This is a genomic window from Mesorhizobium sp. M0048 (assembly GCF_040323405.1).
Taxonomy (GTDB): Bacteria; Pseudomonadota; Alphaproteobacteria; order Rhizobiales; family Rhizobiaceae; genus Mesorhizobium.
This window is the reverse complement of record NZ_JAMYUV010000024.1, coordinates 13848-30465: the sequence shown is the minus strand read 5'-3', so window position 1 is coordinate 30465 and position 16618 is coordinate 13848. Positions and strand designations below refer to the sequence as shown.

12 protein-coding genes are annotated in these 16618 nt (G+C 62.8%); 3 read left to right on the top strand and 9 right to left on the bottom strand.

The features are described from left to right. Positions 1–56: 56 nt before the first annotated feature. On the bottom strand, positions 57–377 hold the full coding sequence (locus NKJ84_RS19765) for a 2Fe-2S iron-sulfur cluster-binding protein (protein ID WP_006334837.1): 321 nt from the start codon (positions 375–377) through the stop codon (positions 57–59). Between the two features lie 97 nt (positions 378–474). After that, the gene (locus NKJ84_RS19760; protein ID WP_352507889.1) at positions 475–843 is read right to left on the bottom strand and encodes an Hpt domain-containing protein; all 369 of its coding nucleotides are present in this window, start codon (positions 841–843) and stop codon (positions 475–477) included. 286 nt (positions 844–1129) lie between these two features. On the opposite strand from NKJ84_RS19760, the gene NKJ84_RS19755 reads away from it, so the two are divergent. Next, positions 1130–7516 carry an apolipoprotein A-IV repeat region-like domain-containing protein gene (locus tag NKJ84_RS19755; RefSeq protein ID WP_352507855.1) on the top strand — a complete coding sequence of 2129 codons (6387 nt, stop codon included), beginning with the start codon at positions 1130–1132 and terminating at the stop codon, positions 7514–7516. Between the two features lie 105 nt (positions 7517–7621). Here NKJ84_RS19755 and NKJ84_RS19750 read toward each other — a convergent pair whose 3' ends face one another. From NKJ84_RS19750 to NKJ84_RS19735, 4 genes are all read right to left on the bottom strand, one after another. After that, positions 7622–8188, bottom strand: coding sequence for an ABC-type transport auxiliary lipoprotein family protein (locus NKJ84_RS19750; protein ID WP_352507854.1), 567 nt, complete (start codon positions 8186–8188; stop codon positions 7622–7624). A 127-nt stretch (positions 8189–8315) separates the two neighbouring features. Next, positions 8316–9689: an MlaD family protein gene (locus tag NKJ84_RS19745; protein WP_254820180.1), complete on the bottom strand. Its 1374-nt coding sequence runs from the start codon at positions 9687–9689 to the stop codon at positions 8316–8318. Positions 9690–9702: 13 nt separating this feature from the next. Further along, entirely contained in the window at positions 9703–10521 is an 819-nt protein-coding gene (locus tag NKJ84_RS19740; protein WP_352507853.1) for an ABC transporter ATP-binding protein, read from the bottom strand. 1 nt (position 10522) lies between these two features. Then, positions 10523–11707, bottom strand: a complete 1185-nt coding sequence (locus tag NKJ84_RS19735) for an ABC transporter permease (RefSeq protein ID WP_352507852.1) — start codon at positions 11705–11707, stop codon at positions 10523–10525. A gap of 77 nt (positions 11708–11784) precedes the next feature. Between NKJ84_RS19735 and dgcA the strand changes: the two genes are divergently transcribed. After that, the gene (dgcA, locus tag NKJ84_RS19730; protein ID WP_352507851.1) at positions 11785–12768 is read left to right on the top strand and encodes an N-acetyl-D-Glu racemase DgcA; all 984 of its coding nucleotides are present in this window, start codon (positions 11785–11787) and stop codon (positions 12766–12768) included. Here dgcA and NKJ84_RS19725 read toward each other — a convergent pair. Together NKJ84_RS19725 and NKJ84_RS19720 are read right to left on the bottom strand one after the other, a co-directional pair. Beyond that, positions 12739–13956, bottom strand: coding sequence for an MFS transporter (locus tag NKJ84_RS19725; protein WP_352507850.1), 1218 nt, complete (start codon positions 13954–13956; stop codon positions 12739–12741). The two genes, dgcA and NKJ84_RS19725, sit on opposite strands and share 30 nt — an antisense overlap. Positions 13957–14083: 127 nt before the next feature. Next, entirely contained in the window at positions 14084–14905 is an 822-nt protein-coding gene (locus tag NKJ84_RS19720; RefSeq protein ID WP_352507849.1) for a UDP-2,3-diacylglucosamine diphosphatase, read from the bottom strand. Positions 14906–15025: 120 nt separating this feature from the next. Here NKJ84_RS19720 and NKJ84_RS19715 point away from each other — a divergent pair, with 120 nt between their 5' ends. Next, positions 15026–15805, top strand: coding sequence for an SDR family oxidoreductase (locus NKJ84_RS19715; protein ID WP_352507848.1), 780 nt, complete (start codon positions 15026–15028; stop codon positions 15803–15805). 140 nt (positions 15806–15945) lie between these two features. Here the strand turns inward: NKJ84_RS19715 and NKJ84_RS19710 are convergent, their stop codons facing one another. Continuing rightward, positions 15946–16611: a hypothetical protein gene (locus NKJ84_RS19710; RefSeq protein WP_254820173.1), complete on the bottom strand. Its 666-nt coding sequence runs from the start codon at positions 16609–16611 to the stop codon at positions 15946–15948. Between the last annotated feature and the right edge of the window lie 7 nt (positions 16612–16618).

Sequence of the window (16618 nt, the reverse complement as noted above, 5' to 3'; positions counted from 1 at the left end):
GCGCGACACTGCATGACCATTGGTCCGCTGCCAAGCGGCAGCGGCAAAAATCGGCTTCAGCCCTGGCGGGCCGGCACGCGCACGACCAGCCCGTCGAGGGCGTCGCGCACCTTGATCTGGCATGACAGCCGCGAATTCGGCTGGACGTCGTAGGCGAAATCCAGCATGTCCTCTTCCATGGCTTCCGGCTCGCCGACCTCCGCCGTCCAGGCTTCGTCGACATAAACATGGCAGGTCGCGCAGGCGCAGGCGCCGCCGCATTCCGCTTCTATTCCCGGCACCGCATTGCGGATCGCATTTTCCATGACGGTCGAGCCGTTTTCGGCATCCACGTCAAAATGCGTGCCGTCATGGGCGATGAAGGTCAGCTTGGTCATTTGTCACCTGAAGGGAGTCTGAGCCGACATAATCACTCTGCCGGACAAGTCAACTGCGGCGCCAAAGCGCCGCTGTGTGGCGTTTCGGGAATAAGTGCTATCGGCTGATGGCGGCGACGAAGTCGCGCACTTCTTCGATCAGCGAGCCAAGCCGCTTCAGCGTGCCGGCGTCTTCGGGCCGGCATTCGATCGCACTGGCGCAATCGGCGATGGCGAAGGCGCCGACCCCGCGCGCCGAGCCTTTGAGCCCGTGTGCCAATAGCAGCCGCTGCCCGACATCCGCATCGACGATCTTGTCGCGCACCGACAGCGCCTGCTGCACGAACAGAGCCAGCACCTCCTGCTCGAGGCTCCGATCGCCCATCGTCTGGCGCGCAAGATGCGCCAGGTCGATCGGCCGCGCCCCGGCTGTCCCCGACACATCGCCGCCGGGCATCGAGAAGGCAATGCCGTTTTCGCCACGTATCACTTTGAGACTCCGTTCTTCGACCGCCGCAAAAACTAGGCGTATCCGGTGGACAACGGGTTAATGATTGGCCCGGAAAAATGTCGCGATAACGGCGCCGGAATCACGGCTGTGTTAACCTTATATTTAAAGTTTTACGTATCGGGCGGAATGCATGTTTTCTTTACCCGGCTGTGTCATTACGATACGACAGGGTCCATTTTCAGCCTCCTGCGCGGGACACGCTAGGCAGAATCAATAAGCAGAACCATAAGTCCCGCCGCAGCTTGTACAGGGTAGCGAAGGCATGGCGAAGAAACCAACGACGACAAGAACGCTCGACAGCGACGTAGCCAGAGAACTCGAAAAGGCACTCGATATCGACCTGAGCGGCGATGCCGGCGGCGACTTCGACATGGCGGCATCCATGGAAGATCTGGAAGCGCAAATATCGCAAGCCGCCGACGAGCTGGCGCGCGAAGGTCGCAGCCAGAACGAACCGCCTGCCCCGGACCAGACCCAGAGCGCGGCACAAGCCGCCAATCAACGCCAGAACGCAAATTCCGCGCCAAAGGCCAAGCCGGCTGAGTTGCGTCCTGTCGCAACGCGCAATGGCTCGCAGCCGGCAGCTTTCTCGCCGGCCAACGACGATCGTCAAAAAGACTATAAAACGCTCCTGCACACCCTCAATCGGCGCGCCTCGAACACGATCTATTGGGTCGTGGCTTTCGTTTCGCTGGCCTGGATCGCCGGCGCTGGCGGCCTTGCGAACCTGTTGTTCGGACCTGGCATCTGGAACATCCGCACCTTCGATCAGTTTTTCGCCCGTCCCGAGCTGATCGGCCTGGCGGTCGCGGCAATCGTGCCTGTCATCCTGTTCTGGGCATTCGCAGTGATGATTCGCCGCGCTCAGGAGATGCGCCTTGCCGCGCAGTCGATGACCGAGGTGGCCTTCCGTCTGGCCGAGCCGGAAAATCTTGCCCAGGATCGCGTCATGATGATCGGCCAAGCGGTTCGCCGCGAGGTGGCAGCCATGGGCGAAGGCATCGAACGCACGCTTGCGCGTGCCGTCGAGCTCGAAACGCTGGTTCACAGCGAGGTGAACCAGATCGAGCGCTCCTATTCAGAGAACGAGTCCCGCATCCGCTCGCTGGTCGATGGGCTGGGCAGCGAGCGCGAAGCAGTCGTCACCCATGCCGAGCGCGTGCGCGCTTCGATCACCGGCGCCCACGAGACACTGAAAGACGAGATCAACGCCGCCAGCGATATCATTCGCGACAGCATTCTCAATGCCTCGACCAAGCTGTCGATGACGATCAACGAATCCGGCGACACGCTGATCGACAGGATCAACGGAAGCTCGATGTCGATCTTCGATTCGGTGGAAGGCCGGCTCGAATCGATCACCGATCGGCTGTCGACGTCGGGCGAGGCCTTCGCCAGCCTGCTCGACACCCGCATCGCCAAGCTGACGGACACCACCGATGGCCTGACGCGGTCGCTGACCGACCTGCTCGACGACCGCACAAGCGGCATGGTGTCGCTGCTCGGCGGCGCCGCCCGCACACTCAATTCGGAATTCGAAGCCAGCCTCAACGGCATTGAGCGGACGCTTGCCGAACGTGGCCAGGCGCTGATCAGCGAGTTCCAGACCCGCGCCGAGGCGCTCGACACCGGCACGCAGAAGCTCAACGCCGCGCTGGAGGCTCGCGCACGCCAGATCAACGAGACGCTGGTCGAGCGCGCGCGCGAAATCGCCCACACCTTCCAGGATAGCAAGGAGACGCTGTCGGCAATGATCGATCAGGGCAAGACCCAGATCGGTGCCGACATGGCCGACATCATTTCATCGACCTCGACCATGCTTGAAGCCCGCGCCGGCGATTTCGCCGGGCGCATGGAAGCGGCACGCCATGTCGTATCGCGTTCGTTCGACACGGACATCCAGCGGCTTGCCGATGCTCGCGCCGGCATAGAGGAAGCCGTTGAAAACCATAGCCGCAAGCTTTCCGAAAGCCGCGACCGGATGGCGGCGGCAATGCAGGCCGATCTGGCGAAATTCGCCGAGGGTCGCGCCGAAATCGACGCAGCGGTGGCCAACCAGGTGCAGAAGCTTGCCGAAGGCCGCAGCCTTATCTCGCGCGCCCTTGAGGAGGATCTGCGCAAGGTCAACGAATCGCGCGCAGCGATCGACGCTTCACTGGGCAGCCATCTCGAAAGCCTTGAAGAGGGTCGCAACAGGCTGGCCCAGGCCCTGAACGAAGACTCCGGAAAACTCGTGCAAGCTCGTACGATAATTGATGAAATGGTTGCCGGGCACGTCGGCAAGCTCGCCGAAGGCCGCAGCATCCTTTCGCGCGCGCTCGAGGCCGACCTCGGCAAGTTGGCAGAGAATCGCGCCGCCATCGACGGCCTCGTCGCCGGTCAGGTCGAAAAGATCGCCGAGGGTCGCGCCATACTCGCCAGTGCGCTGGAAGCCGACATCGCCGGCATCAATGGCCTCATCGAGGCGCATTCGGCGAAATTGGCGCAAGACCGCAGCGGCCTTTCCCAGTCACTCGATAACGACCTCTCCGACATCAGGAGTCTGATCGCTGATCATTCTGGCAGGCTCGCCGATGACCGCAGCCTGCTTTCGAAGACGCTTGAGGACGATCTTGCCAAGCTGGCCGAAAGCCGGTCGAGCATCGATGGGCTGGTTGCCGGCCAGGTCGAGAAGCTGGCGGAAGGCCGCGACATCCTCAAGCGCGCGCTCGAATCGGACCTGAACGCGATCAAGGGCGTCATCGCCAGCCAGTCTGAAAAGCTGGCGGAAGACCGTGGCCAGTTGTCACGGGCGCTGGAGAGCGACCTGGAGGCTGTGCGGGGCGTTGTCTCCGATCACATGAACAAGCTTGCCGAAGACCGTTCGACCCTTTCGAAGGCGCTCGAAGACGATCTCGCCAAGTTGGCCGAAAGCCGCTCGAGCATCGATGTGATGGTTGCCGGCCAGGTCGAAAAGCTGGCAGAGGGCCGCGACATCCTCAAGCGTGCGCTCGAAGCCGATCTGAGCACTGTCAAGGGCGTCATCGCCAGCCAGTCCGAAAAGCTGGCGGAAGACCGTGGTCAGCTGTCGCGGGCACTGGAGACCGATCTCGAGACCGTGCGGGGCGTCGTCTCCGAACATATGAACAAGCTTACCGAAGAGCGTTCGGCCCTCTCGAAAGCGCTCGAGGACGATCTTGCCAGGCTGGCAGAGAGCCGTTCGAGCATCGACGGGTTGGTCGCCGGCCAGGTCGAGAAGCTGGCCGAGGGTCGCGACATCCTCAAGCGCGCCTTGGAAGACGATCTTGCCAAGCTGGCCGAAAGCCGCTCGAGCATCGACGGACTGGTTTCCGGCCAGGTCGAGAAACTGGCCGAAGGCCGCGATATCCTCAAGCGCGCCTTGGAGGCCGATCTCAACACGATCAGGGGCGCCATCGCCGATCAGTCGCAGCTATTGACCGATAATCGCGCGCAGTTTTCGCGTGCGTTGGAAGCCGATCTCGGCAACGTCAACAGCCTTGTCGCAACCCACGCAGAGAAGCTCGTCCAGGACCGCTCGACCCTGTCGAAGGCGCTCGAGGACGATCTCGCCAAGCTGGCCGAAAGCCGTTCGAGCATCGATGGGCTGGTTGCCGGCCAGGTGGAGAAACTGGCGGAAGGCCGCGACATCCTCAGGCGCGCGTTGGAAGCCGACCTGGAGAGGCTTGCAATGAGCCGCAGCGAGGTCGACGAGATCGTCGCCGGTCATGTCGGCAAGCTGAGCGAGGGCCGCGACATGCTGACCCGCGCATTGCAGGACGATCTCTCCAGGCTCGCCGAAACGCGCAAGGATGTCGACCGTTCGCTGTCCGGCCATATCGACCAGATCGCCGCCAGGAGCACCGACATCTCCGATGCAATCGCTGCCGACGTAGAAAAGATCGAGCAGGCGTTCAGCCGGCAGACAGGCATCATCGAGGAGCGCGCCAGCACCATGGAGCGGGCGCTGTCGACGGGTGTCGACAACGTTCGCAGTGTGCTCGAAAAAAGCGCGGTCTTCGTCGCCGGGGCGCTGCGCGAAAAGGTCCTGGAAGTCACCAGCGCGCTGCATGAGCAGGCGGGCGCGGCATTCAGCGATGCCGACCGCAAGATCGCCGAGCGTGCCGAGCAGACCTCGGCTGCCCTGCTCGCCAGGGCGGAGGACATCGCCCGCACCTTTGAAGAGGCGGACCGTCGTCTTGCCGCGCGCGCCGAGGATGCGTCGAGCGCCTTGATTGCCCGCGTCGACGACACGTCGAACACCTTGCTCGCGCGCGCGCAGGAAACGGCCGATCAGCTGGCAGCCAGAGCAAGCGAGATTGCCGGCACCTTCGACGCGGCGGACCACAGGCTGGTCTCTCGCGCCATCGAAACGGCCCAGTCGCTGGCGGCACGTGCCGGCGACATCCTGCGCAATTTCGAAACGGCCGACGAGCGGCTGGGCGTGCGCATCGGCGAATCCGCCGAAGCGCTCGCGGCACGCGCGTCGGATCTGGGTCGCATTTTCGATGCCGCCGACCAGCAACTTATTTCGCGCATTGCCGAAGGCTCCGAAGCACTTTCGGCCCGTGCGTCCGAGATCGGCCGCATCTTCGAGGAGGCGGATCATCGCCTGGTATCCCGTATCGCCGACAGCAGCACTGCCATCGGCGAACATGCCGACACCATTGTCGGCGCCTTCACCAGCACCGAGCAGCGGGTTGCCGAGCGCGCCAGACAGACTGGCCAGGAACTCGCCGTCCATGCCCGTGAAATCGAGCAGGTGCTCGCCGGTGCCGACGAACGCCTGGCATCGAGTGCGGCTGCCACAGCGGCCCGCGTCGAGGAGCAGGTCGCCGGCGTCGAGAACCGCCTCGCCTACTCCGCCGAGACAATGGGCCAAAAGCTCAACGAGCAGGTCGCGAACGCCGAGGCGCAGTTGGTCTCGCGTGCCAACACGATCGCCGAAACCTTCACCGCGGTCGGCCAGCATATCGGCCAGAGCACCAATGACGCTGCAAAGACCATCGGTGCCAATACTCGCGAGCTCAATACGATGCTTGCGGCACGTTCGGCTGAAATATCGAAAATCTTGGACGAGACGGCACGGCCTCTGGTCGAGCGCTTTGCCCAGGGCGGCTCCGAGCTGCAAAAGAGCATGGAAGAGGTCACAGAACGTGCGACCGAGAAGCTGCGCACTCAAAACGCCGCCCTCGTCGACGCCCTCGCCAGCCGCACGGCAGAAACCCTGTCGGCCGTCGAAGGCGCGCGCTCGACGCTTGCCGACAGCGTTGCCGACCTCATCGGCCGCATGACCACTTCCAGCTCGCAGCTCGGTCAATTGATCGAGCAGGCGGCAGGCAATCTCGGCCAGGTTGAAGAACGCCTGACCGGGAGCACGCAAAGCTTCGCAGCGACCACGGAAAAGACCGCGCAGACCTTCGCCAGTTCGGCGCGCCTGGTCGATTCGAACACGACGCGGCTCACCGAGCTGTCGTCCTCGACCTTGCGAGAGGTTGCTTCCATCGCCACCAAGTTCGACGAGCACAGCCGGTTGCTTTCCAGTGCCTCGGACCTGTTGAGCTCGGCCCAGAGCAATCTCGAGCACACGCTCGAAAGGCAATCGTCGCTGGAGGACCTCGCCGTCGGCCTTGTCAAGAAATCGGAAGATCTCGAAAGGGTCATGCGCTCGTTCGAGAATCTGGTCGGCCAAACGCTGCAGAACGCCGAAGGCAAGACGCTGGAATCCGCCGACAAGATCCGTATCGCGATTTCCGAAGTGGTCGATTCGGCCACCAAGCGCTTTGCCGATGCGACCGAGGAGATGCGGCGTACCGCCGGCTCGATCAAGAGCGAGCTCGACCTCACCCGCGCCGAGCTCAAGAAAGGCGTCATCGAGATGCCGGAAGAGGCAAAGGAATCGACCACGGCTATCCGCCGTGCCGTTTCAGAGCAGATCAACGCGCTGAAGGAACTTTCTGAAATCGTTGCGAAATCTGGCCGTAGCGCCGACAGTTCGGAACAGCGCAACCTGCGTCCGGCGCCGCAAGCGCCTGCCGCACGCGCCGCTGAGCCGCCACGTCGCCCGGCTCCGGCTCCAGAACAACGCCGTCCCCCGCAGGCGCCTTCGGGCGAGACGGCGCTGCGCGGCACGCTCGACCTCGAACGCTCCGCAGACCAAGCGCCGCGCCAGCGCGACCCCAACGGCCGCACGCCGCAAGGCGGCTGGGTGCGCGACCTCCTGACCGGTGCATCGCGCGAAGACGATGCCAAGCCGGCGGCACCCGCCGAAGCGCCGCGCCCGGCTCCCGCTGCGCGTTCGCCGCTTCATGTCGTGGAATCGCTGAACTCGCTCTCGGTCGATATCGCCCGCGCCATCGATCACGATGCCTCGATCGAGCTGTGGAACCGCTACCGGCGCGGCGAACGCGACGTCTTCACGCGCCGACTTTACACGCTGAAGGGCCAGCAGACGTTCGACGAGATCCGCCGCAAATATCAGTCGGAGGCGGAGTTCCGAGCTGCTGTCGATCGTTACTGCGACGATTTCGAAAAGCTGCTCAAGGACGTGTCGCGCAACGACCGCGACAACATCATGGCACAGACCTACCTGACCTCGGATACCGGCAAGGTCTACACGATGCTGGCACACGCCAGCGGCCGCCTTCACTAGAGCGGGCGATAGAGAATAAATGAAAAGGCGGGATTTCCCGCCTTTTTCATGCCGTACTGAATTCCATTGGCGCTGTAGAGTGCCGTGCCAGCAGTTCCGGCCGCGTCATATCACAGTGTCGGTCCAGCGGACGATTTGCCCGGCCGCATCGCCGAACGCGGCATCGAGCGCGCCGACATAGGCCTGGTTGCCATTGCCCGAAACGGGCGCGATGGCGCTAAACCTCTTCGAAGCGCGCACTTCACCGTTGCGGTCGTTCAACAGGCGCACGAACAGCTCGACCTCGGCATGTTCGCCGCCATCGACACGCACCTCGAACGAGCGGATCTCGACGATCACCTGATAGTCGATCGCCAGCCCCTCGCCCGGCTTGCCGACGCCGGTGAAGCTGCCCGAGCGCTGGAACGTCTCTGCCAGCCGCGCCTGTACGATCATCGGCAGCCGGTCGGCCCATTGCGCGCCCTTGAGATACTGGATCGATCGCGGCGATGGCTTGATGACGATGTTCTGGCTATCCAGCGCCTTGAGCGCCGAAGGCTGGGCGATGAGTATCTGCCGACGGCTGTGGGCACGCGCTTCCAGCGACGGCGCCGAAAGCTCGAACGTATCCAGCGGCGCCGGTCTGCCGCCCGGCAAGGCCGCGCAGCTTGCAAGCGAAAGCGCCAGCAACATCGCCCCGACCTTAGACCCACCCGATGTGATGCTGCCTGAACTGATCGACTTCAAACGCGATCCCCCCCGGATCGTGGAAACAATGCGCATCTGCCAGCTATGTTCTTGCGGTGGTCGGGGATCGAAGTCAACGGCGCACCCTGCCGTCGAACTGCCGGACCTCGCCCTCGCCGCCGGACAAGATCCTTTGTGGGTTGCGGCTGAGATCGGTTACCGCCTCTTCGATGCGATTGATCGAACGGCGGCTGTCCTGGACCAGCGCTTCGACGTTTTGCAGCCCTTGTCCCGAGAACCGCGCCAGATTGTCGGTAATGGTACCGAGACGGGCGTTCAGCGTGTCGGCGACCTGCTTGAACGATTTCAGCGTCGCTCTGGCGTCGGCCATGACGCCGTCGGCCTGGCCGGAGCCGAGCAGTTTGTCGACCTTGGCAAGGATACCGTCGACTCGCACCGAGGCATCGTTGAGGCGTCCTGCGAGCTGGTGCGCGTCTTTGATGGTTTCATCGATGTCATCGGCTCGGTTGGCGAACTTGTTGGTCACCTTGGCGATGTCGGCGGCAGCCTCGTTGGCGTTTTCGCTGGCCTTCTGGATATTGGCCAGCGCGGTGCGCACCTCAGCCGGATCGATGCCGTCGAGAACGCCGTCGACCTTGGCCAGCGTGCCTTGCGTCTTCTGGGCGAAGTCGTTGATCGAGCCGACCGCCGTGTCGACGTTCTTGATAACCGTGTCGAACTGCTTGCTGGTTTCCTTGAGATTGGCGGTGACCGTGTCGACGTTGGCGACGATGCTCTTGATCTGGTCCTTATCGACGGCATTGAGTAGCCCTTCCGCCGCCTTCAGCGTGCCGTCGAGCTTGCCCGAAACACCCTTCAGTTCATCCGCCAGCGAGCTGACGCTGGCCAGGAACTTGTCGACGCCGTCCGCATTCCTGGCCAGTGCATCGGAGAAGGTCTGGACATTGTTGACGGTCTGCGTCAGCGGCCCGCGCACATCCTTGGTGAAGCCTTCGAGCTCCGAAAGGACCTTGTCGGCCCGGGTGAAGATGTTCTGCGCCGTCTGCAACAGGTTGGTGACCGCCGACGGGTTGGCAACGATCTCGGCGACGCGGCCTTCCTTTTCCGCCTCGTCGAGGAGTTTTGGCTCCTTGGGGTCGGCGCCCTTGAGCTCGATGTTGGCCTGGCCGGTGAGGCCGGCAAGCCCGATATCGGCCTGCGTCGACTTGGTGATAGGCGTATTCCGGTCTATTTCGGTGTCGGCGATAGCAGCAGTCGGATTGTCGACGTCGATATAGACACGGCGCACGTCGCCGACTTTGACGCCATTGAACAGCACGAAACTGCCACGGCCGAGCCCCGAAGCGGAGCCTGGAATGCGCACGCGCAGCACCGCCGTCTCGCCCCTTTCGCCGATAGCCGCCGTCCAATAGACGAAAGCGAAAGCCGCGAGGATCGCGGCCAGCGTGAAAATGCCGACAATGACGTAGTTGGCCCTGGTTTCCATTGCTCACTTATGGCTATGCGCGCGCCGCAAGATCAAGTTGCCGGGCGCGTTTTCCGCGGAAATAGGATTTTACCCAGGGTTCCTCGCTCCTGAGCATGTCGTCGATCGTGCCCTCGACCAGCACTTTCTTGTTGCCAAGCACCGCCACGCGGTCGCACGCGGTAAACAGCGTGTCGAGATCATGCGTGACCATATACACGGTCAAATCCATCGTATCGCGCAGCTTGACGACCAATTCGTCGAATTCAGCCGCACTAATTGGATCGAGGCCGGACGTCGGCTCGTCGAGGAAAACGATGTCCGGATCGAGCGCCAGGGCGCGCGCCAAGGCGGCACGCTTGATCATGCCGCCGGAGAGCTCGGAGGGGAATTTCTGCGCCGCCTCCGGCGGCAGTCCGACCAACTCCACCTTAAGCATGGCAAGTTCGTCCATCAGCTTCTTCGGCAAATCGAGATATTCACGCATCGGCACCTGGACGTTTTCGAGGACCGTCAGCGCCGAAAAAAGAGCGCCATGCTGGAACAGCACGCCAAGCCGCATGTCGATGCGAAGGCGCTCCCTTTCGGTTGCCTTCTCGACGTCGACGCCGAACAGTTTGATTGTTCCCGATTGCTTGCGCGTCAAGCCAAGGATGGTGCGCAAGAGAACAGATTTGCCCGCACCGGAGGCACCAACAAAGCCGAGAATCTCCCCGCGCCAGATATCGAGCGACAATTTGTCGAGAACGACCTGGTCGGCGAACGATACGGTGATGTCGTGTGCTGACAGCACGATCTCGTCTTCTTTGGCCTTCGTCGCCACCTTGGTCGTGTTTGTGCCCGGCAGCTCCATCTCAGAACTCGATCGCTGCATAGAACATGGCGAAAAGCCCGTCGAGGATAATGACCACGAAGATCGACTTCACCACTGAGGCGGTCACATGCTGGCCGAGCGATTCGGCGCTGCCGCCAACCTTCATGCCCTCGACCGAGGCGATTATGCCGATGATCATGGCCATGAACGGCGCCTTGATCAGGCCCGCAAAGATGGTGCTGAGGTCGATTGCGACACGCAGCCGGTCGATGAACGCTGCCGGTGCAATATCAGAGTAGAGCCATGCAGCCAAAATGCCGCCGCCCAGTGCTGCAAAGTTGGCGATGATCGTCAGGCAAGGCAGCGCGACGACCAGCGCGACCAACCGCGGAAACACCAGCACGCCGATCGGATTAAGACCGATCACCTTCAGCGCATCGACCTCCTCGCGCATCTTCATCGAGCCGATCTCGGCGGTAATCGCGCTACCGGAGCGGCCGGCGATCATGATCGCCGTCATCAAAACGCCGAGCTCGCGCAGGATCAGCACGCCGACCAGGTCGACGACGAAGATGTCGGCGCCGAAATAACTGAGCTGATAGGCGCCTTGCTGGGCAACGATCGCACCGACGATGGCCGACATCAGCACCACCACCGGTATGGCGCCGACGCCCATGCGATCGATCTGGTTGAAGATCGCCGCCATATTGACGGCATGGCCACGGCCAAGCTTCATCTGAGAGCCGCGTATCGTGGCGCCGAGGATGTTCATTGCGGCCAGGAAATCGTCGCGCATCTCATAGACGCGACGGCCTACCGCCTCGAGCCCCCGAATGATGAAGTTGGGCGGCTTTGCCGGACCGGATCCGGGCTCGCGTCGAACCGCATCGCCGACGGCGCCAAGCAGGATCGAGGCAATCTCGCTTTGCCCCTGCATCTTGATCTCGACGCCCTTCTTTTCGAAGCTGCTGACCAGGCGATCGAGCAGCCAGGCGCCGGCAGTGTCCATCTTCTCGATCTGCGACAGATCGAGCGCCAGCGTCTTGAAGCCGCTGCGCTTCTCGATCTTGCGCATCTCGGCATCGACCAGCGCCACGGTGCGTGTCGTCCAGCTTCCCGAGAAAGCGCAGCCGAGAACGCCGCCCTCCTCGCCGATCGCGATGCGCGGCTGGTGGTCGGGCTCCTTGGCAGGGCCGCTTGCGTCGCGTTTGCGGATGGTCAACATGGCGTCCTGTTTAGCCTGACGGGGCCGAGCTGTCGATTTGCCGACATCCTCCTTGTACACAGCCGGAGCAGAAAAATATGGCGCGTGTCATTTCGGTCGAGGCCGAGCGCTTTCCGATAGCCGGGACCTTTACCATTTCGCGCGGCTCGAAGACCGAAGCGGAGGTGATTTCCTGCGCCATCACCGAAAACGGCCGTACAGGGCGCGGCGAATGCGTTCCTTACAAGCGCTATGGCGAGACCGTTGAGGGTGTGCGTGGCGCGATAGAGGCGATGCGCAGTGAGATCGCGCACGGCATCAGCCGCATCGCCCTGCTCGGTGCCATGCCTGCCGGCGCGGCACGCAACGCCATCGACTGCGCGCTCTGGGACCTGGAAGCGAAGATCAGCGGAACACCGGTGGCGCATACGATACGAACCGTTCCGTTACGACCGCTTGAGACGGCGTACACATTGTCGCTCGCCGAGCCGGAAGCGATGGCGGCGCAGGCCCGCGCCAACGCCCAGCGCCCGCTGCTCAAGGTCAAGATCGGCGGCGACAACGACATCGCCCGCATCCGCGCAGTGACGGCGGCGGCACCCGACAGCCGTATCATTCTTGATGCCAACGAAGGCTGGACGAACGACAACGTCGTGGAAAACCTCGCCTTTGCCGCTGAGCAAGGTATCGCCTTGATCGAACAGCCGCTGCCGGCGGGACATGACGGTATTCTTCGCCACATCGCGCATCCGGTGCCGATCTGCGCCGACGAAAGCGTGCACGAGGCGAAGGATATTGGAGCGCTTGTCGGCCTCTACGACGCCATCAACATCAAGCTCGACAAATCCGGCGGCCTGACCGCAGCACTCGTGCTTCGCGACCGCGCCCGCGAACTGGGTCTTGGCGTTATGGTCGGCTGCATGGTCGGCACATCGCTTGCGATGGCGCCGGCCGTTCTGTTGGCGCAGGATGCCGATTTCGTCGATCTCGACGGTCCGTTGCTGCTAGCCCGCGACCGCATTCCCGGTCTCGTCTATCAAGGGTCGCTGGTGTCACCGCCCGAGCCGGCGCTGTGGGGCTGAACGCGCCGCAAGTCCGATCAGCGCCAGGCCCGTCAGGGCGATCGGGATCATGGCAAAGAAGCCGTTCGCGCCGAAGCGGTCGTAAAGAGGACCGGAAATGAGCGTCGCCACCGCCATGAAGAAGCCGTTGGAAAAATAGGCGATGCCTTGCGCCGCCCCGGTGCGTTCTTCCACGACCGTCTCACCGATCATCTTTTGCAGGCCGATCAGCACCAGCGCCACCGAAACCGCGTGCAGCGTCTGGATCGCGAAAAACCCGCCAACGCCAAGTCCAAGCGGCCAGATCAAAGGGAAGGCGATCCAGCGCACGATAGCGCCTGTCCCGGCAATCAGCATGATCGACACGATCGAGAAGGAGGCGAAAGCCCGAGTGAAGACGACGAACATGCATATCTCGGCGACGACGCCCCACCCCCAGAGCAGCCCAACAACCGAATCGCTGATGCCGATCGACTTCCAGTAGATCGACACGAAGCCGTAGAGAAACGCGTGGCTGGCGGTGATGACGCCGACCCCGGTCGAAAAATAAAGAAAATACGGGTTGAGGAGTTTTGATGCCGATTGCTGGATGTCGGCAGCCGAAAGCGGCGAGGCGCGGCGCGGGCGGCCGAGGCGCGGCGCAATCAGCCCGGCGGCTAGCGCGGCGCATAACGACACGAAGATGATCACCGGGACAGCCTGAGCACCGCTCGCCGACAAGATGAAACCGCCGGCGAGATTGGCACAGAGATAGGAGATCGAGCCCCATTTGCGCATGCCGGCGTAGTTCGAGCCGAAGCGGCGAACACCAGAAAGGGCGAGCGAATCGGCAATCGGCGAATGCGGCGTCCAAACGACCGTCAGCGCCAGGGATACGGCAAGTACCATTGCGTAGGTCGGCGGCAGGAGGTAGCCGGCGGACAGGATCAGCGATGCGGCGACCAGCGCAACATAGACATTGGCGCGATCGCTCGCTTTGTCTGCCAGCGCGGTAAGAAAAGGCGTCGTTGCCACACGCAGGAACATCGGCGCGGCGAGGATCACGGCTATCTGCTCGGCGTGGAACCCCTTGGCCTGCAGCCACAGGGGAAAATACGGCACATGCGTTCCGAGCGGCACGAAGAGCGTGAAGAAGATCAAGCTCATGCGCAGTTCGAAATGGCGTGGCTTGACGAGCTGTTCGGGCGAAAGCGGCGGCAGCGAGGACATTGACAGGCGATCCGTCGGCACGGCATTCAGCCGGGTCGGCCCACCACACCTGCCGCTGCATAACACGGCGAAAAAGTCGATGAAACCGCTGGACTAACCGATTGAAGCGAGGGCGGCCGGGTTTTGGTCAAGCCGCCTGGACTGCCCTGCCCTTGATGTCGATCGGCACGAGCACCTCGCCGCCGACCGGAGTCTCCGGCAGGACATGCGCCCAGTGCAGGATCTCCATCCGGCCGTCAAAATGCTCGACCACCGCCGTGCAGCTCTCCACCCAGTCGCCGGTGTTGATGTACTGCACGTCCTCGTAGCTTTCGATCGCGGCATGGTGGATATGCCCGCAGATCACGCCGTCGACGTGCGAGCGGCGCGCCTCCTCGGTCAGCACGGTCTGGAACGAGCCGATGAAATTCACCGCCTTCTTGACCTTGACCTTGGCCCAGGACGAGAACGACCAGTAAGGCAGGCCGAGCACCTGGCGCAGGCGCGTGATGATGCGGTTGACCAGCATCGCCGCGTCATAGGCGTAGTCGCCGAGATAGGCGAGCCAGCGCGCATTGTGGACGACGGTGTCGAACTGGTCGCCATGAATGACAAGAAGGCGTTTGCCATCGGCGGTCTCGTGGATGGCGCGGTCGGCGACGACAATGCCGCCGAAATGCACGCCCTGGAACTGGCGCGCGAACTCGTCGTGATTGCCGGCGATATAGGTGATGCTGGCGCCCTTGCGCGCCTTGCGCAGCAATTTCTGGACGACGTCATTGTGGCTCTGCGGCCAATGCCAGCTTCGTCTCAAGCGCCAGCCGTCGACGATGTCGCCGACGAGATAGATGATATCGGCATCGTGATGGCGCAGGAAATCGATCAGGAACTCGGCCTTCGCCGCTTTCGATCCGAGATGGACGTCGGAGATGAACATGCTGCGGAAAGTGCGGGGCTCTGCGCCGGACATCATTTGTCACCGTTGCTTTCGCGTGAGGCTATGCCCCGATTCATGCAACAACCGTATGACGGTTGCGATTGGTCCAGCCATCCGGATAGGTTGCCACGGCAATCAGAGGAGAAAATCACCATGGATCTCGGCATTCGCGGCAAGAAGGCCATCGTCTGCGCTTCGAGCAAAGGCTTGGGACGCGGCTGCGCCATGGCACTGGCGGAGGCAGGCTGCGATCTGGTCGTCAATGGCCGCAGCGCCGACGTGCTGGCCAAAACCGCCGCTGAACTGCGGGAGAAATTCGGCGTCAAGGTGACCGAGATCGTCGGCGACGTATCCAAACCCGATGTCCAGCAGGCGCTGCTTGCCGCCTGCCCCGATCCCGACATCCTCGTCAACAACAATGGCGGTCCGCCGTTTCGCGATTTCCGCGCGCTCGACCGCGAAAAGATCCTCGAGGGCGTCACCCAGAACATGGTAACCCCTGTCGAACTGGTTCAGGCCGTGATCGACGGCATGGCGGCGCGCGGCTTCGGCCGCATCGTCAACATCACCTCGCTGTCCGTCTATGTGCCTATCCCCGGCCTCGACCTGTCGTCCGGCGCCCGCGCCGGCCTCACCTCGTTCCTCGCCGGCGTCGCGCGGACGGTGATCGACCGCAATGTGACGATCAACAACATGCTGCCGGGAAAACTCGACACCGACCGGCTGCGCGGCCCGCATGAACCCGGCTGTGTCGAGGATCCGGCGGCAGCTGCCGCGCGCAAGGCGCAAGCAGCAGCCAATGTTCCGGCCAAACGGCTCGGCACGCCGGAGGAATTCGGCCAGATCTGCGCCTTCCTGTGCTCGGTCCATGCCGGCTACCTGACCGGGCAGAACGTACCGGTCGACGGCGGCCTCTACGTCAGCGCGTTCTAGTGGTAGAATCCAAACGCTTGGTTACCCTCTGGACGGCGGAAGAACGACCCTTTGCGGTTGTTGGGTGCGAGCGCCGCATGATGCGATCTGACCTTCCTGACATTCGCAGAAGGGAGAATTCCTTTGCCAATGCATGCAAGCTAGCGAGCGAATCCGATACTCGCGATCCCAATTCCGCCCACCAGGATCAGGCTCAGGGCCCACACAGTGTCGAGATTGAACCAGCTTTGTGAGATGAACTTGGGTCCGAGCCATCGATAGACGGCAATGGCGATAACACCGCCGCTTACAATCATCGCGGCCGTATGGACCACGGAGACGGTGGTGGCGGTGATCAGATTACCGGCCATGAGCGTGGTAGCCGCCTGGTGTCCAACATCGAGATCGCCTGCCTGGCACAAGCCGAGATAAATCGGCACCAGCATCAGCCCGGCGCCATGCGCGGTGGCGGCCGCGAAAGACCACAAGGCCAATTGCGCCGGCGGGATACGGGCAAGAACACGCGGGTGGCGCCGGTTGATCAGGAGATAGATCCCGGCTGCGATCACAATCAACCCCGCCGCGATGCGAATCTGTCGTTCCCAGACGATGAGCGTCAGCATCGCGCCGAAGGGCAGCAGGATACCGATCATCGCCACAAAGTGGCCTATTGCCAAAAGGCCGAGCGCCCGAAACAATTCGCCGGCACGTCTGTCCAAAAGGCCGGCCGAAACGGCCAACGGCCAGCCCATGCCAGGATTGATGCCGTGATAAATGCCGCTGGCGACGACGGCCAGCCAGAGACCGGCCGTCGTCCACTCGCTCATCGCTTCA